Source organism: Allobranchiibius huperziae (genome assembly GCF_013410455.1).
GTDB lineage: Bacteria > Actinomycetota > Actinomycetes > Actinomycetales > Dermatophilaceae > Allobranchiibius > Allobranchiibius huperziae.
In genome coordinates this window covers 1,424,784-1,442,790 of the sequence record NZ_JACCFW010000001.1, presented here as the reverse complement: position 1 = coordinate 1,442,790, position 18,007 = coordinate 1,424,784, and the positions used below count along the sequence as shown (strand labels likewise).

Sequence of the window (18,007 nt, the reverse complement as noted above, 5' to 3'; positions counted from 1 at the left end):
CTCGCCACCTCCCGAGTCGGCAACCGACCGCTGCGCCGACAACCCACCCCGGCAGGTGCACCACGCGCAGGAACGTGATCGCAACGCGTGCAACCCACGCAAGAGACGTCCAGCAGCGCACGCCGAGGGCAACGCTGCGCATCGAGGCTGCCTGAGATCGGGCCCTGTGAAGCGGAAGCCGCCCAGCCGACCTACCCGAGAGGACCACGAGGTAAGCCGACCCTGTCTTGAACGGTTCCAGACTGGTGTGGTGGTGTAGGTCACGATGCACCCGTCAGAGACCCCCATGAAGCTGCGCGCGGCGCAGCTGCGGGTCACCGCGCCTCGCGTCGCGGTCCTGGAGGAGCTCTCCTCTCGGCCGCACGCCGACGCCGACGACCTGGTCATGGCCGTCCGCGAGCGCCTGGGGTCGGTCTCGGTGCAGGCGGTCTACGACGTGCTGCGCGCGCTGACCGCCGCCGGTCTCGTACGTCGCATCGAGCCCGCCGGTCACCCGGCCCGCTACGAGACGCGCACCGGCGACAACCATCACCACGTCGTATGCCGCTCGTGCGGTGCCGTCGGCGACGTCGACTGCGCCGTCGGGCCCGCACCGTGCCTGGAAGCGAGCAACCCCGACGGGTTCACGATCGACGAGGCCGAGGTCATCTACTGGGGCCACTGCTCCGAGTGCCGCGACGACGTTCCGGGTAATGACGAATCGAGTGACCCTCGATCATCGCGGCACCCCGGCACCCCGGGCTCGCAGGTCCCCTGATCCCCCAGACCCCCATCGAAGACCGACCACCGAAGAAGGAAAGTGAGAGCCAGATGACCGGCAACGAATCGATCCAGACCGCTCCGTCCAAGGAGGCGCACCTGGGTTCGCGTACCTCGACCGGCGCCCCCGCGCCGAGCGACCGCAACTCCCTCACCAACGGGCCGGACGGTCCGATCTTCCTGCACGACACCCACTTCATCGAGCAGATGGCGCACTTCAACCGCGAGCGCGTGCCGGAGCGCAACGTGCACGCCAAGGGGTCGGGTGCGTTCGGTGTGTTCGAGGCGACCGAGGACGTCTCGGCGTACACCAAGGCGGCCCTCTTCCAGAAGGGCACCACGACCGACATGCTGGCGCGTTTCTCCACCGTCGCCGGTGAGCAGGGCTCGCCCGACACGTGGCGCGACCCGCGCGGTTTCTCGCTGAAGTTCTACACGACCGAGGGCAACTACGACCTGGTCGGCAACAACACCCCGGTGTTCTTCATCCGCGACACGATGAAGTTCCCGCACTTCATCCGCAGCCAGAAGCGTCGCGGCGGCACCGGCCTGCGCGACAACAACATGCAGTGGGACTTCTGGAGCCTCAACCCCGAGTCGGCGCACCAGGTGACCTACCTGATGGGCGACCGCGGGATCCCGCACACCTGGCGGCACATGAACGGCTACGGCAGCCACACCTTCATGTGGATCAACGAAGCCGGTGAGAAGCACTGGGTGAAGTACCACTTCCACAGCAACCAGGGTGTCGAGGGTCTGACCGGCGAGGCCGCGACCCGGATCGCCGGCGAGGACGCGGACTTCCACCGCCGCGACCTGCACGAGGCCATCGAGGGCGGCGACTTCCCGAGCTGGGATCTGTCGGTGCAGCTCATGCCGTACGAGGACGCCAAGACCTACCACCTCAACCCCTTCGACCTCACGAAGGTGTGGCCGCACAGCGACTACCCGCTGGTCAAGGTCGGCACGATGACCCTGAACCGCAACCCGGAGAACTTCTTCGCCCAGATCGAGCAGGCGGCGTTCGAGCCGTCCGCGACCGTGCCGGGCATCGGCTTCTCCCCCGACAAGATGCTGCTGGGGCGCACCTTCGCCTACAGCGACACGCACCGCTACCGGATCGGCCCGAATTACCTGCAGCTGCCGGTCAACCGGCCGCGGGTGCAGGACCACAACACCTATGCGTTCGACGGCCCGATGGCCTTCGAGCACACCGGTGACGACCCGGTCTACGCGCCGAACAGCTTCGGTCGCGGCTACGCCGACAACGTCGGCGAGGTCGAGGAGAGCTGGGAGTCCGACGGCGAGATGGTGCGCCAGGCCCACACCCTGCGCGCCGACGACGACGACTTCAGCCAGGCCGGTGACCTGGTCCGCAACGTGTGGACCCAGGACCAGCGTGACCGGTTCGTCGACACCGTGGCGGGCCACCTGCTCGGCGGCGTCAAGGGTGAGGTCCTCGAGCGCGCCTTCCAGTACTGGAAGAACGTCGACCCGACGACCGGCGCCAAGATCGAGGAGCAGGTCCGTGCCGAGGTCGGCGGGGAGAACCCCGGCGGTGAGGACGACGACGCCAAGGCGAACGTCGACCTGATCGTGGAGAAGCGCACCCAGGCTGCTCACTGACCTGGGTGACCTGACGCATCGCTGAGGGCGTACGCCGACCGCTTCGGTCGGCGTACGCCCTTCGCGTTGGCGGGCCCGCGCCGTCGGCGAGCGGCTGTCGGTGGGCGGTGTCACCGTGGCGGGATGACGGCGGACATCCAGATCACGTTCGACTGCACCGACCCGGACCGGCTCGCACGGTTCTGGGCGGCCGTACTCGGATACCAGCTGCAGCCACCGCCGCAGGGATTCGACTCCTGGGACGCGGCCCTGGAGGCGTTCGGCGTGCCACCCCAGGAGCGCAATGCCCGGTCGGCCATCCTGCCGCTGGAGGGGTCCGGACCGCGGATCTTCTTCCAACGGGTGCCAGAGAGCAAAGCGGTGAAGAACCGGGTGCACCTGGACGTGCGCGCCGCGCCGGGCGCGGAGGGCGACGCCCGGATGACCGCCCTGGAGGCCGAGGCGACCCGGGTGCAGGCTCTGGGCGCCGTCCGGCTCTACCGGGTGGAGCCGGACCCGGCCACCATGGAGACGGGCTTCATCACCATGGGCGACCCGGAGGGCAACGAGTTCTGCCTCGATTGAGGCTCAGCCGTGCACGGTGTGCCGGAACGCGTCGTACCTGTCCCGGATCCGCGCACCGTCGTCCCCGCTCGGCAGGTCGATCGTCGTATGCGCGTCCACCGACCACGGCGGCAGGTCTCCGCCCCCGGACAGCACCCAGGCGGCCTGCCGGGCTGCGCCGAGCGCGACGTACTCCGCGCTGTCGGGCACGCTCACCGGCACGCCGAGCACCATCGGCGCGATCGCCCGGACCGCTGCCGACGCCGCCGCACCACCGATGAGCAGTGCGCGCTCGACGGGCACGCCGACCGCGCGCAGGTCGGTGATGCCGGCCGCCAGATTGGCGAGCATCCCCTCCACGCAGGCCCGCGCGAGATTCTCCGGGGTCGCGTTGGAGCGAGTGAGACCGCCGAGGCTGCCGGTCGCCTCCGGGAGGTTGGGCGTGCGTTCGCCGTCGAGGTAGGGCAACAGGACCAGTCCCTCCGCGCCCGGCGACGCGGCGAGGGCCAACCGGTCCAGACCGGCAAGGTCGGTCCCGAGCATGGCCGCCGCGGCGCTGAGCACCCGCGCGGCATTGAGCGTGCACATGAGCGGCAGGTGCCCACCTGTCGCGTCGGCGAATCCGGCGACCGCCCCGGTGGGATCGCCGGAGGGCCGCTCATGGGCGGCGTAGACCGTCCCACTGGTCCCGAGCGACACCACGGCATCGCCCGCCTCCAATCCCAGGGACAGAGCGGCGGCCATGTTGTCGCCGGTTCCCGGCGCGACGAGGATGCCGGAGTCCGTGCGACCCGCGGCGGCGTCGGGCGCGAGCACCTGTGGCAGGTCGAGCGCCTTCCCGGCGGCCAACCGCACGAGCTCGTCCTGGTAGGTCCCGGTGACCGGCGACCAGTACCCGGTGCCGGACGCGTCACCGCGATCGGTGGTCCAGCGCTCGAAACCGTTGCCGGACTGCAGGATCCGGCCGGTCAACCAGTCGTGCGGCAGGACGACCCGCTCGGTGCGCGCAGCATGCTCCGGTTCGTGCTCGGCCAGCCAGCGCACCTTGGCCACGGTGAACGCCGCGAGCGGGACGACGTCGACACGGTCGACCCACGCCTGCGGTCCTCCGAGCTCCCGTACGAGGTCGGCAGCCGCCTCGGCGGAGCGTACGTCGTTCCACAGCAACGCATCCCGCACCAGCTTGTCGTCACCGTCGAGCGTGACCATCCCGTGCTGCTGACCGCCGACCGCCAGGGCGGATACGCCCTCGAGCATCCCGTCGGAGGCAGCCTGCTCATATGCGGTCCACCAGTGGTCGGCGGACACCTCGGTCCCGTCGGGGTGGGCTGCCCGTGACTCCCGGACCACCTCTCCGGTGTCGGCGTCACAGACGACGATCTTGCAGGACTGGGTCGAGGAGTCGACTCCGGCGACGAGGGTGCGGGGCATCGGTGTCCTTGGGTCGGTGGGGCGAAGGGCGGGCGTCAGATAGGTGCCGGACCGGAGTCGACGGCAGGCTGCACCTGTCTACGCCTACCGGACCCGATCGACAAGCTCTTGCAGAGTCTGGCGGGCACCCTTGTCGTGCAACGACTTCAGCGACGCGAGGTAGGGCTCGGTGAATCCCTTCTGCTCGGCCAGGTCGCCGAAGAGCGCTTTGTCGCGGACGAACGCCAGCGGATCGGAGGTGTCGGCGGCGGCGCGCATCACGGCCTCCTTGCGGTGGTCGACGATGTCGATCGGCTCGCCCTCCTCGTCGGTGCCCTCGGCGTAGCGGGCCCACGCGGCGACGACCAGTGCGGAGCGGTCGACGGGGCGGCCCGCCTCCAGGTCGGCCTTGATCACCGGCACCAGCCACTTCGGGATCCGGTCCGAGCTCTCGGCGCACAACCGCGCCAGCGTGTCGCGCACCTCCGGGTTGGCGAAGCGGGACACCAGCTCCTCGCGATAGGCCGCGAGATCCACGCCGGGCACCTCGGGCAGCGTCGGCGTCCCTTCGAACTCCATGTACCCGAGCAGGAACTCGGCGAAGAGCGGGTCGGAGGCGACCTCGTGGGCGTAGCGGTACCCGGACAGGTAACCGAGGTAGCACAACGCCTGGTGGCTGGCGTTGAGCAGCCGCAGCTTCATCAGCTCGTACGGGACGACGTCGTCCACGACCTGCACGCCGACTTTCTCCCACGCGGGTCGACCGTCGGTGAAGCGGTCCTCCAGCACCCACTGGGTGAAGGGTTCGCAGACCACCGGCCAGCCGTCCCGCACTCCGAAACGCTCCTGCAGCGCCGCGATGTCCTCAGGGGCGGTGACCGGGGTGATCCGGTCGACCATGCAGTTGGGGAAGGGGACGTGCTCTTCCATCCAGTCGGCCAGCTCGGCGTCCTTCAGCCGGGCGAAGGCACCGATCGAGTGGTGCGCGGTGTCGCCGTTCCCTGGCAGGTTGTCGCAGGACATGACGGTGAACGGCGCTGTGCCGGCCGCGCGGCGACGACGCAGTGCCTCGACGATGAAACCGAACGCCGTCGAGGGAGTGGCTCCCTCCTTCAGGTCACCCTGGATCGAGGGGTGGTCGGCCTCGAACTCCCCCGTCACCTGGTCGACCAGATAGCCGCCCTCGGTGATGGTGAGGGAGACGATCCGGGTGCTCGGATCGGTCATCGCCGACAGCACGCCGTCGGGGTCGCTCGGTGCGTGCAGCATCCGCAGGAGCGAGCCGATCACCCGCGGCTCCAGACTGCCGTCCGGATGCTTCTGCACCAGGGTGTAGAGCCCGTCCTGCCCGTTGAGGATCTCGACGATGCGCTCGTCCTGCGGCAGCACGCCCACCCCGACGATGCCGAAATCCATGGCAGCGCCGTCGTTCATCAGCGCGTCCGTGTACATCGCCTGGTGGGCCCGGTGGAATCCGCCGACCCCCAGATGGACCATCCCCGGGGTGACCTTCGACCGGTCGTACGACGGGCGTGCGACCTCCGTACTCAGTTGAGCCAGCGTGGACTGCGACAGAGTGACGGTCATCGTCACTTGACTGCGCCGAGCGACAATCCCTGGACCAGCTTGTCCTGGGCCGCGAACCCTGCGGCCAGCACAGGCAGGGAGATGGCGACTGCCGCGGCGCACACCTTCGCCAGGAACAGACCCTGACTGGTCACGAAGCCCGTGAGGAAGACCGGAGCCGTCTGAGCCGTGTTGCCGCCGAGCGTGTTGGCGAGCAGGAGCTCGTTCCAGCTGAAGATGAAGCAGATCAACGCCGCCGACGCCAGACCCGGCATCACCAAGGGGATGACGATCTTGTACATCTGCGTGAAGAACCCCGCACCGTCCACCTGGGAGGCCTCGAGGATCTCGATCGGCATCTCCGCGAGGAACGAACGCAGCATCCAGACGGCGATCGGCAGGTTCATCGAGGTGTAGATGAGAACGAGCGACCATACGTTTCCGAGGAGTCCGGTGTTCTTCGCCACCAGGTAGAGCGGCAGCAGCCCCGCCACGATCGGCATGAACTTCGTGGAGAGGAAGAAGAACATGACATCGGTCCACTTACGCACCGGTTTGATGGACAGCGCGTACGCCGCCGGAAGCGCCAGACACAGCACGAACAGCGTCGACACCAGGGAGGCCGTCAACGAGTTCAGCATGGGCGGGATGGGCTTGGCAGCCCAGAAGTCGCTGAACCCGGAGGTCGACAGGGGCGCGAAGAAGGCCGGGGGGTTCTTCGCCGCGTCGTTCTCCTGGTGGAAGGCGGTGAGCACCATCCAGAGGATCGGGATGATGAACAGCACCGCGATCACCCACGCGGCCGCGCTCAGCAGACCGCCGGCTCGCTTGTTCTGGCCCGCCGACCGGTTGACGACTGCAGCTGCCATCAGCTCTCCTCCTTGAGCACCGAGAGCACGGTGCGTAGCGCGAATGTCGCGATGATGATGGTGCCGATGACCACGACGACACCGGCGGCCGACGCGACGCCGTACTCACCCGTCCCGGCGAAGAAGGTCTGCTGGATGTAGTAGGGCAGGTTGGCGGTGTTCTGACCGCCCGAGGTGATCGTGTAGACGTACTCGAAGTTCTGCACGATGTAGATCGCCCCGAGCAGTCCGGCCAGCTCGATGTAGCGCCGCATGTGCGGCAACGTCATCTTGGTGAAGATCTGCCAGGTGTTCGCGCCGTCCACCTGCGCCGCCTCGATGATGTCCATCGGTCGGCCCTGCAGCCCGGCGAGCATGATCAGCATCATGAACGGCGTCCACTGCCAGACCAGGGCCGTGACGATGGTGCCCAACGGGTGGCTGGTGATCCAGTCCGGTTGCGGCGGGTTCTTCAGGCCGAACCAGTTGTAGAACTGCGTGATCAGGCCGTTGAACAAGCCGGACTGCACGTTGAACAGCGCGTGCTTCCAGACCAGTGCGGCCGCCTCCGGGACGATCAGGAACGGCGCGATCATCATCGTCCGGACGATGCCGCGCCCCCTGAACGTCCGGTCGAGCAGCAGCGCGATCCCGATGCCGAACACGAGGCTGATCAGCACCACGAGCACGGTCAGCTCGATGGTGGTGATCACCGCCGAGCGGGCGTCGGAGTCCTGGAAGACCGTCTTGAAGTTGTCCAGTCCCGCGAACCCCTTGTTACCGCTGAAGGCGGTCCAGTTGCTGAAGGAGATGAAGATGGTCGCGAGGAACGGCAGCTGCGTCATGATGACGACGAAGATGAACGCCGGCATCAGCGGCAGACGGCGCTTCCATCCCTCCCGGCGTGCCCGACGCTTGGTCTCGGGGTCCGCTCCCGGCGGCGCCGTGGGGGCCGCCACGGCGCCGCTGGGGTCAAGACTGGCGGTAGTCATTACTTCTTGTACGCCTTCACGCCGTCCTGCGCGATCGACTGGCTCGCGTTCAGCGCGCTGGAGACGGACGTGCTACCGGCGATCGCATTCGAGATCTCCTGGCTCACCTTCTGTCCGAAATCGGTGAACTCGGCCACGTCGACGAACTGGATCCCCGGAACCGGCGGGTGGTTGGTGCGGCCCGTGTTGTTCGGGTCGGCGGAGTTGATGGCCGCCAGGGTGGGCTGCGCGAAGCTGCTCGCGACCTTCAGGTAGTTCGGGTTGCTGTAGAGCGAGGTCCGAGCGCCGGCAGGAACGTTGGCCCAGCCCATCCCGGTACCGGTGCGGCCACCGACGGTGCTGAGGTAGTCCTTGCCACTGGCCCACGAGATGAACTTCCACGCCGCGTCCTTCTTCTTGGACGCCGACTCCACGCCCCAGGCCCAGGTGTAGAGCCATCCGGAGCTCTTCGTCTGGTCGACGGGCGCGGGCGCGTACCCGATGTCCGAGCCGTACTTGGAGCTGACGAGCGTGCCGGCGGCCGACGTCGCGTCGTACCACATGGCGGCCTGGCCCTGGATCATCGCGTTGTCGCACTCGGTGAAGCCGGCCTGGGCCGCGCCCGGCTCGCCGTACTTCTTCACCAGGTCGACGTAGAAGTTCGTGGCCTTGGCGAATCCGCCGGTGTTCACCTGGGCGTTCCAGTCCTTGTCGAACCAGGTGCCTCCGAAGGTGTTCACCACCGTGGTGAGCGGGGCCATGACCTCACCCCAGCCGACCGCCCCGCGCAGGCAGATGCCGGCGGTGCTGCCCTTCTTCAGCTTCGCCGCGAACCCGGCGACCTGCTGCCAGGTCGGATTGGCCGGCATGGTCAGCCCGGCGGCCTTGAAGAGGTCCTTGCGGTACATGAGGAAGGAGGACTCGCCGTAGAACGGTTCGCCGTAGATCTTGTTGTTGACCGTCAGCGACTCCGCCATCGGCTTCAGGATGTCGCTCTGGTCGAAGCTCTGGCCGTTCCAGGTCGACTTGGCGTCGGTGGTGTCCTTCGTCAGGTCCGCGACCCACCCCTTCTTGGCGTAGATGGGGATCTCGAAGTTGGACAGGGTGGCCAGGTCGTACTGACCGGCCTGCTGAGCGAACTCGGTCGCTGCCGTGGACCGCAGGTCGTTCTCCGGCAGGTCCTTGAAGTTCACCTTGATGCCGGTCGCCTTCGTGAACTCCGGCGTGACCTTCTTCAACGCTTCCATCTGGGGGTTGTTGACCATCAGGACGTTGAGGGTCTTGCTACCTCCGCTCGACCCTCCACTACTCGCGGAACAGGAGGACAGTCCGGCCGTGACCAGCCCGACGACCGCAACGCTGATGGCGACTCGTTGTGTGGATCGCATATGAACTCATTCTCCTCGAGAGCGCTCATATGAGCGCTCCCCGCTCATATGCATGTAGTGTCGCAGATCACATTCTTGATGGCGAGCACTCCAGGTCGCGTTTTGGTAACGACGGGGAAGAGGATCGATGAGCGATGGCAACGACGAGGGTCATGCGCCGGTCAGGCCCCACCCTTCAGCGGTGCGTGCCCTGCAGATCGAGGCCGCCCGGCGGTTCTATCTCGAGGACGCCAGCAAGATCGAGATCGGCCGTGAACTCGGCATCTCCCGTTTCCAGGTGGCGCGACTCCTGCAGTCCGCGCGCGCGTCCGGCGTCGTTCGGATCCACATCGACGAGGTGTACGCCACCCGCGACGACCTGGCGCAGGACCTTTCCCGGGCCTTCAACCTGCAGATGACCGCGGTCCTGGACAGCGCTCCGGAGGAGACGGTCGACCAGCGGCGGGGCAGCCTCGGAGCATTGGCCGCGCAGCAGTTGCAGTCGTTGCTCTCCCCCGACGACGTCCTCGGCCTGCCCTGGTCACGGTCGGTGTCGGCGACCGTGACGGCCCTCTCCGGCCTGCCTCCGGTGGACGTGGTCCAGCTGAGTGGTGCGCGATGGGAACCGGACCACAGCTCGGCGCCGGCCGATGTGGTGCGCGATGCCGCGTCCCTCGGCAGGGGGCGGCCCTACCGGTTCCACGCACCGTTCGTGGCCTCCGACGCCGCCGCGGCCGTCTCGCTGCGGCGCGACCCCGCGTTCCTGGCAGCACAGGCTCGCGTGCCGGCCATCACGGTCGCCGTGGTCGGGGTCGGCGCCTTCGACCCCGAGTTCTCGACGCTGTACACGGCTGCGACGGCCGCCGAGATCGACGAACTGCGCGTCGCCGGCGCCGTCGGGGAGGTGAGCGGGGTGTTCATCGACGTCGACGGATACCCGCTGTCGGGGTCCTTCGCGCGCCGACTGATCACGGTGAGCGCGCAGCAGCTGCGCGGCATACCGGATGTGATCGGCGTCTGCATGGGCGACGAGCGTGCCGGGGCCGTCGCGGCGGCGTGCCGGGGCGGTCTGCTGAACTCCCTGGTGGTGGACGTCCCGCTCGCACAGGCCCTGCTGCGGGGGGACTAAAGTTCCCCGTCGTGGCTGATCACTTTGACGTCGTTGTTCTCGGTGCCGGTCCCGGTGGGTACGTCGCGGCGATCCGCGCCAGCCAGCTGGGCCTGAAGACCGCGGTGGTGGAGAAGAAGTACTGGGGCGGTGTCTGCCTCAACGTCGGGTGCATCCCGTCCAAGGCGTTGCTGCGCAACGCCGAGCTCGCCCACGTGATCACCAAGGAGAAGTCCGTCTTCGGTATCACCGGTGACGCGACCATGGCGTACGACGTGACGCACGCCCGTAGCCGCAAGGTGTCCGAGGGCATCGTCAAGGGCGTGCACTTCCTGATGAAGAAGAACAAGATCACCGAGATCGACGGCTGGGGCACCCTCAAGGACGGCACGACGCTGTCGGTGGAGCTGAACGACGGAGGCACGCAGGAGGTCACCTGCGACAACCTCATCATCGCGACGGGCGCGACGACCCGACTCGTCCCCGGCACGACACTGTCGAAGCGCGTCGTGACCTACGAGGAGCAGATCCTCGACCCCGAGCTGCCCGACTCGATCGTGATCGCCGGGTCCGGCGCCATCGGTGTCGAGTTCGCCTACGTGATGAGCAACTTCGGCGTCGACGTGACGATCGTTGAGTTCCTGGACCGGATGGTGCCCACCGAGGACGCGGCGGTGTCCAAGGAGCTGCTGAAGCAGTACAAGAAGCTCGGCGTGAAGGTCATGCTGTCGACGAAGGTCGAGAGCATCGAGGACCCCGACGACCCGAACCAGAAGGTCAAGGTCACCGTCTCCCCCGCCGCCGGCGGCGACTCGCAGGTCATCGAGACCGACAAGGTGCTGCAGGCCATCGGCTTCGCACCGCGCACCCAGGGCTACGGCCTGGAGGAGATCGGCGTCGAGCTCACCGAGCGCGGCGCCATCGCGATCGACGGCCGCGGGCGCACCAACCTCGACGGCGTCTACGCGATCGGCGACGTCACCGGCAAGCTGATGCTCGCCCATACCGCCGAGGCCATGGGCGTCGTGGCCGCGGAGACGATCGCCGGCGCCGAGACGGTCGAGATCGACTACGACATGATCCCGCGGGCGACGTTCTGCCAGCCGCAGATCGCCTCCTTCGGCTACACCGAGGAGCAGGCGAAGGACAAGGGCTACGACGTCAAGGTCGCCCAGTTCCCCTACTCCGCCAACGGCAAGGCCCAGGGCCTCGGCGAGGCCGTCGGCTTCGTGAAGGTCGTCGCCGACTCCGAGCACAACGAGATCATCGGCGCCCACCTGATCGGCCCCGATGTCACCGAGCTGCTGCCCGTGCTGACGCTGGCCCAGAAGTGGGACCTGACGGCCGACGAGGTCGCACGGAACGTGTTCGCCCACCCGACGCTGGGCGAGGCCGTCAAGGAGGCCGTCGAAGGCCTCGCCGGCCACATGATCAACCTCTGACACGGGACGCCTGAACGGGTAGGTGACCGTCTCGGTCACCTACCCGTTCGACGTACGTCGGTGTGCGGACGCCCATCGAAGGGGCTTGCTGGAAACACAGGCCGCACAACGCAACCGGCTGCGTGAGCCACCTCATAGGGCGGCGATTCGAGATACCCGGTGCAGGCAAGCTAAGGTAAGCCTCACCTTCTCTCGACGGCCCCCTCAAGGAAGTTCATCCACGTGCTCGCGACATTCGTGATCGGCCTGCGTGAGGGCCTCGAAGCGGCGTTGATCGTCGGCATCATCGCGGCCTTCCTGCGGCAGAACGGTCGATCGCTCCGCCCCCTGTGGATCGGCGTGACCCTGGCCCTCCTGCTCAGCGCGGCGGTCGGCATAGCCCTCAAGGTCGTCGAGTCCAGCCTGCCGCAGGCCGCCCAGGAGGGCATGGAGACCGTCATCGGCGCCGTCGCCGTGGTCTTCGTGACGGGGATGGTGCTGTGGATGATGACCCACGCCCGCGGTCTGAAGAAGGAGCTGGAGAGCTCGGCGCGCGAGGCCCTGGGGGCGGGCTCCAGCCGCGCGCTGGCCGTGATGGCCTTCCTCGCGGTGCTCAAGGAGGGCTTCGAGACCTCCGTCTTCCTGCTCGCGACGTTCCAGGCGTCCACGAACCCCGCGCTGGCGGCGACGGGGGCCGTGCTGGGCGTCCTGGCTGCGGTCGCGGTCGGCATCGGCATCTACCGCGGCGGCGTCCGGCTCAACCTCGCGAAGTTCTTCAAGTTCACCGGCGCGTTCCTGCTCCTGGTGGCCGCCGGCCTGGTCGTGACCGCGCTGCGCACCGCCCACGAGGCAGGTTGGCTGAACGCCGGCCAGCAGCGCACGCTCGACCTCACCTGGCTGGCTCCGGCGGGATCGGTGCGTGGTGCGCTGCTCACCGGTGTGCTGGGCATCCCGACCGGGCCACGCCTGATCGAGGTCCTCGGGTGGTGCGCCTACCTGGTGCCGATGGCCCTGCTCGTCTACTGGCCTGTGAAGCACCGCGCCGGTGCCGTCGCAGGCGGCCGTATCCGGCTCGGTGCCGCCGCGGCGCTGGTGCTGGCGGCCGCCGTCCTCGCCACGGCCTACCCCACAGCCGGTGTCGACGCGCCGCGTAGCGCGCCCCTGACCAGCGACGGCAGCTCGGCAGGCACCGCGCGGCTGGCGGGCGACACGCTCGTCCGGACCACCGCGGGCACACGATCGACGTACTCGCTCGGCGCGTCCCGGCCGGCCGAGCACCAGGGCATCTCGACCGCCCAGCACACGTCCTCCCTCACCGGGCCGCTTCCCGGTCGACCGTCCTCCCTCACGTCGACACAGTTGCTCAGCCTGAACGGCGGCCGGATGCCGGTCGGCGTCAACGCCTCACAGAGCCCCGGCCCGTACACCGCGCAATGGACCCGGGTCGGCGAGCGCGACGTGTGGGTCAGCAACGGGGTGCTGGTCGATGCGACGCAGAGCGTGCGCACGGTGCTGAGCCTGCGCGGAGGCGGGCTCGCCGGCAGCCGCACCCTGACCCTGAACGACCCGGGTACCGCTTCCGAGAGCTGGTCGGTGCGACCGGCGTACGCGTCGAAGGTCGCCTCCTCGATCCGCGCGCTCGACGCTCGCAGCACCGAAGCCCGCTTCTGGTCGCGCACCCTCCCCGTCGCCCTGGTCGTCGCCGCCGCGCTGGTGTTGCTCACCTGGTGGCGCCGACGCCCGCACCCCCTCGAATCCTCCGACCAGACCCCGACCACCACCGCACCCCGATCCAGGAGCTCCGTCGATGTCCGTTAGGCACCCTGCAATCCTCAGCGCCGTGGCCGGCGTCGCAACGCTCGCGTTGGCCGCATGCGGCACCAACGGTGGGGGCACCGGCTCCTCGGGCACCGGCGCCGGTGGCACCGGGTCGGCGAACGCCGCTCCCGTGAGCAACGGCGCCGCGCAGGTGCACATCACCCTGGCGAACAGCCCCTCCGGCGACTCGTGCACGATCGACCACCCGCAGGCGAAGGCCGGCCCGGTCACCTTCACCGTCGTGAACACCAGCGCCACCGCGATCACCGAGCTGGAGCTGCAGAGCAACCAGCGCATCATCGGCGAGAAGGAGAACCTCGCGCCCGGCCTCGGCGCCGTGAAGTTCACCACGACCCTCGGCGGCGGCAGCTACCAGATCTACTGCCCGGGCGCGACGAAGGAGATGCAGAACTTCACCGTCACCGGCAAGGCGGCGACCTCGACCGGCGGCAGCGCGTCGGCCCTGCTGGCGAGCGGCACCGCCGGCTACGCCACCTTCGTCGACACCCAGCTGTCCGCGATGAAGACGGCCACCGGCCAGCTGCGCACGGCGGTGGACTCCGGGAACGTGGCGCAGGCGAAGGCGAAGTACGCCGCCGCCCGCCCCTACTACGAGAAGATCGAGTCCGACGTCGACGGGTTCGTGCTGCCCGGACACTCGGCCACCGACAACGCGGGCAACCTGGACTACCTGATCGACATGCGCGCCTCCAACCTCGATCCGAAGGTCGGGTGGCACGGCTTCCACGCGGTCGAGCGCGACCTATGGCAGAGCGGCAAGATCACCGCCAACACCAAGAAGCTGGCCGCGGAGCTGGACAGCAACGTCGGCAAACTCGTGACGCTGGCCAAGACGCTGAAGTACAAGCCGGAGGACCTGGCGAACGGCGCCGCGGGACTGCTGGAGGAGGTGCAGTCCAACAAGATCAAGGGCGAGGAGGAGTACTACAGCCACCTGGACCTGATGGACTTCAACGGCAACCTCGAGGGTGCGCAGCAGGCGTTCGCCTACCTCAAGCCCGGCCTGACCGTGCTCGACCCGGCCCTGACCGCGCAGATCAGCGCCGAGTTCTCGAAGGTGAGCGGCCAGCTGAACACCTTCCGCAGCTCCAAGGACCTCGGCGGGTTCGTGCCGTGGACACCGGCGCAGCGCACCAAGAGCGCGGCCAACCTGAGCCAGACCGTGCAGGGCCTGCAGGACCCGCTGTCCCGCATCGCGGAGAAGGTCGCCACCCAGGGATGACCGACGCAGATCAGCCACGTCACCACGTCGGCCGCCGGCGTCTCGTCCAGGGTGCCGCCGGCGGGCTGGCCGCGGGTGCCGCCATCGGGCTGGGGGCCGGGTGGGGTGCCGGTTCGGCGTCCGCCGCGGGGGCGCCCGACGACCACGACACCGTCGACCTCAGCACCCAGCACCCGTTCTACGACGAAGCGCGGCCCGCGGGGATCAAGACCCCCCAGCAGCGGTACGCGGTCTACATGACCTTCGATCTCGCTCAGGGTGCCCTGCGTTCAGACCTGCAGGTACTGCTCGCCCGCTGGACCGCGGCGATCGCGCAGCTGATGAAGGGCGCACCCATCGGCCAGGTCGACTCCGTGCGCCCCGGCGCCATCGGCCAGGACACCGGTGAGGCGGCCGGTCTCGATGCCGCCAGTCTCACCGTCACGGTCGGTCTGGGGCCCGGCCTGTTCGACGAGCGGTTCGGCCTCTCTTCGAAGAAGCCTGCACTGCTCGCGGACCTGCCCGCTCTCCCGAGCGACAACCTGGTCGCCGCGTCCTCCGGAGGCGACCTGTCACTGCAGGCCTGCGCCGACGATCCCCAGGTCGCCTACCACGCGGTGCGCAACCTCGCCCGGATGGTGCGCGGGACCGCCACGACCCGCTGGGCCGTCCTCGGCTTCGGACGCGCGTCCGCCGGGAAGGGGCAGGAGACCCCGCGCAACCTGCTGGGCTTCAAGGACGGCACCCGCAACCTACGCTCCGACGCCGACTACGACGAGTTCGTGTGGGTCGACGACGCGTCCGAGCAGGCCTGGCTGCGCGGTGGCACCTACCAGGTCGTGCGCAAGATCTCGATGAACATCGAGGTGTGGGACGCCGATCCGATCAACGACCAGCAGTCGATCTTCGGGCGCACCAAGAACGTCGGGGCCCCGCTGACGGGCCACGGAGAGTTCGACACCCCGAACTTCCACAGCAGGAACGCGACCGGCAAGACCGTCATACCCGCCGACTCCCACGTGGCACTCGCCGCGCACGAGAACAACGGCGGAGTGAAGATCATGCGCCGCGGCTACAACTACACCGAGGGCATCAATGGTTTCGGCCAGTTGGATGCCGGGCTGCTGTTCATCGCGTACATGAGCACCCCGCAGCACTTCGTCACGCTGCAGTCGAAGCTCGGCGCGTCGGACCGGTTGAACGAATACATCTCCCACATCGGGTCCGGCCTCTTCGCGGTGCCGCCCGCACCGAAGTCGGGGCACTACATCGGTGAGCAGCTCTTCGCCTGACGCCGCGGTGGCTGCGCCACGCTGGTGACCGTCGTACTCCCCTGACGCGACGCGACACGTAGGTAGTGTCGGCACGTGAATCCCTCTGGTACGTCGCCCACCTGCGCCTTCGTGCTCGGCGGCGGCGGCGTGCTCGGCGCCACGCAGATCGGCATGCTGCGCGCCCTCCTGGAGCGCGACATCCGGCCCGACCTCGTGGTCGGCACGAGCATCGGCGCGGTCAATGGCGCGGCGATCGCCGCCGACCCCGGAGAAGCGGCCCTGGAGCGGCTGACGGAGCTCTGGTCGTCGATGTCGGTGCTGCCGAGCCTGCAGGACGCGCTGCCCCGCCCGCGACTGCGGGTGCCGGGCCGTCGGGCCGACTCCGACTCCTCGGAGTCCAGGTCGCGCCGCCGCGTGCCGCGCACGCATCTGTCACCCGCCGGGCCGTTCCTGCGGCTGATCCGGGACAACCTGCCGGTCGCGAACATCGAGGACATGCAGGTGCCGTTCCAGTGCGTGGCGGCGAATCTCGAGCGTTCGGTGGCTCATTGGTTCAGCGAGGGCCCAGCGGCGCCGGCGATCATGGCGTCCTGCGCCGTGCCCGGACTCTTCCCGCCCATCGAGATCGACGGGAAGCACTACTGGGACGGCGGCCTGGTCCACTCGATCCCCGTCTCCCGGGCGATCGCCCTCGGCGCCACCCGGATCTACGTGATGCACGTCGGGCGCGTGGAGCAGCAGCTGCGGCTGCCTCGCTGGCCGTGGGAGGTGGCGTCGGTGACGTTCGAGATCGCCCGCCGCCACCGGTACGTGGAGGAGATGGCCAACATCCCGCCGGGCATCGAGGTGCACGAGCTCCCGAGCGGCGCGGAGGACGCGCCGATGGTCTCGCTGCTGCACCGGAACCCGGCCTACATCACCGGCCGGATCGCGGCGGCGTACACCTCGTCCAGCGCGTACCTGGCGTCCGTGGACGCGGGCTGAGGTGGAGCTTCCGGTCCTGCCTCTACCGCTGCGCCGGGTGGTGCGCGACCCGATCTACGTCGTCGCCGTGCCTGTACTGCTGGTCGTGCTGGCGATCCTCGCAGTACCCGCATGGTTGCTGGGGCTGGTCGCGCGTCGACGAAGGCCGTTGCGGTTGATCGTGATCGGGATGGCCGCGGTGGTGCTGGACTTCTCGATCTTCGCGCGCTGCACCAGCCTGTGGGTGGCCCACCGCGCCGGGCGTCGGCGGCCGGAGGATTGGAAGACCGATCACATCGAGGTCGTGGCGCACGCTTTGGACGTCTTCGTAGGCCGGGCCCGTCGCGTGGTCGGTTTCGAGGTGCACATCACCGGTGGGACGGACCTGGACCACGGTCTTCCCACGGTGCTCCTGGCTCGACACGCCGGCATCGGTGACTCGCTGATGATGGTCTGGGTGATGACCCGGCATCTGGGGTGCGTGCCGCGCGTCGTGCTGAAGCGGATGCTGCTGTGGGATCCGGCGATGGATCTCGCGTTGCGCCGCCTTGGTGCGTTCTTCCTGCCGCCACCGCGCGTGCCGGACGATGAAAGAGACTCCCAACTGGCCGCTTTCGCGAAGTCTGCGGGACCCGGCGAGGTGATTCTGCTCTTCCCGGAAGGGCGCAACTGGACGCCGGGCCGATGGGAGGCCGAGGTCGAGCAGGCGCGGGATGACGGTGACCTGGTCGCGCTCGATTGGATGGAGTCGCACCCGACCGTGCTGGACCCGCACACCGGCGCGATGCGCACCATCCTGGCCGCGGTGCCGGACCCGCAGGTGCTGGTCGGCGCCCACCGCGGCGTCGAGCGACTGTCCTCGATCGCCGCGATCTGGGCTGCCGTGCCTCTCACCCACCGCGTCGACGTCTCCCTGCGACGCACGAGGGTGAGACCGGACGATCTGGTCGGATGGTTGCGCGATGAGTGGGCCGCGATCGACGACTGGACACCGCCCGAGAACGAGACGGTCGGCTGAGGCCGTCGTTCTTCCTCTCCGCTCGCGTCGGAACCCGCCCGGACGGCGTTCGCGTTCGTTGACGGTCTTTGAACGCCGTCAACGAACGTGAAC

General features: G+C 68.6%; 15 protein-coding genes. 10 read left to right on the top strand and 5 right to left on the bottom strand.

Annotated features, from left to right (window positions below):
* Positions 1 to 265 precede the first annotated feature (265 nt).
* From HNR15_RS06905 to HNR15_RS06895, 3 genes are all read left to right on the top strand, one after another.
* Positions 266 to 757: a Fur family transcriptional regulator gene (locus HNR15_RS06905; RefSeq protein WP_179480257.1), complete on the top strand. Its 492-nt coding sequence runs from the start codon at positions 266 to 268 to the stop codon at positions 755 to 757.
* 53 nt (positions 758 to 810) lie between these two features.
* Positions 811 to 2,385, top strand: coding sequence for a catalase (locus HNR15_RS06900; protein WP_179480255.1), 1,575 nt, complete (start codon positions 811 to 813; stop codon positions 2,383 to 2,385).
* Between the two features lie 123 nt (positions 2,386 to 2,508).
* Positions 2,509 to 2,949 (top strand): VOC family protein, encoded by a 441-nt coding sequence (locus tag HNR15_RS06895; protein WP_179480253.1) that lies wholly within the window; start codon positions 2,509 to 2,511, stop codon positions 2,947 to 2,949.
* Positions 2,950 to 2,952: 3 nt separating this feature from the next.
* Here the strand turns inward: HNR15_RS06895 and HNR15_RS06890 are convergent, their stop codons facing one another.
* From HNR15_RS06890 to HNR15_RS06870, 5 genes are all read right to left on the bottom strand, one after another.
* Positions 2,953 to 4,359 (bottom strand): xylulokinase, encoded by a 1,407-nt coding sequence (locus HNR15_RS06890; protein WP_179480251.1) that lies wholly within the window; start codon positions 4,357 to 4,359, stop codon positions 2,953 to 2,955.
* A gap of 84 nt (positions 4,360 to 4,443) precedes the next feature.
* Positions 4,444 to 5,925 (bottom strand): mannitol dehydrogenase family protein, encoded by a 1,482-nt coding sequence (locus tag HNR15_RS06885; protein ID WP_179480248.1) that lies wholly within the window; start codon positions 5,923 to 5,925, stop codon positions 4,444 to 4,446.
* Between the two features lie 2 nt (positions 5,926 to 5,927).
* Positions 5,928 to 6,773 carry a carbohydrate ABC transporter permease gene (locus HNR15_RS06880; RefSeq protein WP_179480246.1) on the bottom strand — a complete coding sequence of 282 codons (846 nt, stop codon included), beginning with the start codon at positions 6,771 to 6,773 and terminating at the stop codon, positions 5,928 to 5,930.
* The gene (locus HNR15_RS06875) at positions 6,773 to 7,744 is read right to left on the bottom strand and encodes a carbohydrate ABC transporter permease (RefSeq protein ID WP_179480244.1); all 972 of its coding nucleotides are present in this window, start codon (positions 7,742 to 7,744) and stop codon (positions 6,773 to 6,775) included. The genes HNR15_RS06880 and HNR15_RS06875 overlap by 1 nt, the downstream gene beginning before the upstream one ends.
* Positions 7,744 to 9,111 (bottom strand): ABC transporter substrate-binding protein, encoded by a 1,368-nt coding sequence (locus tag HNR15_RS06870; protein ID WP_179480242.1) that lies wholly within the window; start codon positions 9,109 to 9,111, stop codon positions 7,744 to 7,746. Before HNR15_RS06870 ends, HNR15_RS06875 begins: the two co-directional genes overlap by 1 nt.
* Before the next feature lie 181 nt (positions 9,112 to 9,292).
* On the opposite strand from HNR15_RS06870, the gene HNR15_RS06865 reads away from it, so the two are divergent.
* The 7 genes from HNR15_RS06865 (at position 9,293) to HNR15_RS06835 (ending at position 17,914) form a co-directional block, all read left to right on the top strand.
* Positions 9,293 to 10,219, top strand: coding sequence for a sugar-binding domain-containing protein (locus tag HNR15_RS06865; protein ID WP_179480240.1), 927 nt, complete (start codon positions 9,293 to 9,295; stop codon positions 10,217 to 10,219).
* 11 nt (positions 10,220 to 10,230) lie between these two features.
* A complete protein-coding gene (gene lpdA, locus HNR15_RS06860; RefSeq protein WP_179480238.1) occupies positions 10,231 to 11,640 on the top strand; it encodes a dihydrolipoyl dehydrogenase in 1,410 nt (469 codons plus the stop codon).
* A 222-nt stretch (positions 11,641 to 11,862) separates the two neighbouring features.
* Positions 11,863 to 13,437, top strand: coding sequence for an iron uptake transporter permease EfeU (gene efeU, locus HNR15_RS06855; protein WP_179480236.1), 1,575 nt, complete (start codon positions 11,863 to 11,865; stop codon positions 13,435 to 13,437).
* A gap of 22 nt (positions 13,438 to 13,459) precedes the next feature.
* A complete protein-coding gene (gene efeO / locus HNR15_RS06850; RefSeq protein WP_343048452.1) occupies positions 13,460 to 14,680 on the top strand; it encodes an iron uptake system protein EfeO in 1,221 nt (406 codons plus the stop codon).
* On the top strand, positions 14,677 to 15,951 hold the full coding sequence (gene efeB, locus HNR15_RS06845) for an iron uptake transporter deferrochelatase/peroxidase subunit (protein WP_179480232.1): 1,275 nt from the start codon (positions 14,677 to 14,679) through the stop codon (positions 15,949 to 15,951). Before efeO ends, efeB begins: the two co-directional genes overlap by 4 nt.
* A gap of 75 nt (positions 15,952 to 16,026) precedes the next feature.
* A complete protein-coding gene (locus HNR15_RS06840; protein ID WP_343048451.1) occupies positions 16,027 to 16,917 on the top strand; it encodes a patatin-like phospholipase family protein in 891 nt (296 codons plus the stop codon).
* Position 16,918: 1 nt separating this feature from the next.
* Positions 16,919 to 17,914, top strand: coding sequence for a 1-acyl-sn-glycerol-3-phosphate acyltransferase (locus tag HNR15_RS06835; protein ID WP_179480231.1), 996 nt, complete (start codon positions 16,919 to 16,921; stop codon positions 17,912 to 17,914).
* The last annotated feature ends 93 nt before the right edge of the window (positions 17,915 to 18,007 follow it).

What these genes read in the sequence shown, in the direction of transcription:
- HNR15_RS06885 (WP_179480248.1), bottom strand. Translation starts at nt 5,925, where the DNA reads ATGACCGTCACTCTGTCGCAGTCCACGCTGGCTCAACTGAGTACGGAG.
- HNR15_RS06900 (WP_179480255.1), top strand. Translation starts at nt 811, where the DNA reads ATGACCGGCAACGAATCGATCCAGACCGCTCCGTCCAAGGAGGCGCAC.
- HNR15_RS06875 (WP_179480244.1), bottom strand. Translation starts at nt 7,744, where the DNA reads ATGACTACCGCCAGTCTTGACCCCAGCGGCGCCGTGGCGGCCCCCACG.
- HNR15_RS06890 (WP_179480251.1), bottom strand. Translation starts at nt 4,359, where the DNA reads ATGCCCCGCACCCTCGTCGCCGGAGTCGACTCCTCGACCCAGTCCTGC.
- HNR15_RS06870 (WP_179480242.1), bottom strand. Translation starts at nt 9,111, where the DNA reads ATGCGATCCACACAACGAGTCGCCATCAGCGTTGCGGTCGTCGGGCTG.
- HNR15_RS06895 (WP_179480253.1), top strand. Translation starts at nt 2,509, where the DNA reads ATGACGGCGGACATCCAGATCACGTTCGACTGCACCGACCCGGACCGG.
- HNR15_RS06880 (WP_179480246.1), bottom strand. Translation starts at nt 6,773, where the DNA reads ATGGCAGCTGCAGTCGTCAACCGGTCGGCGGGCCAGAACAAGCGAGCC.
- efeB (WP_179480232.1), top strand. Translation starts at nt 14,677, where the DNA reads ATGACCGACGCAGATCAGCCACGTCACCACGTCGGCCGCCGGCGTCTC.
- HNR15_RS06905 (WP_179480257.1), top strand. Translation starts at nt 266, where the DNA reads ATGCACCCGTCAGAGACCCCCATGAAGCTGCGCGCGGCGCAGCTGCGG.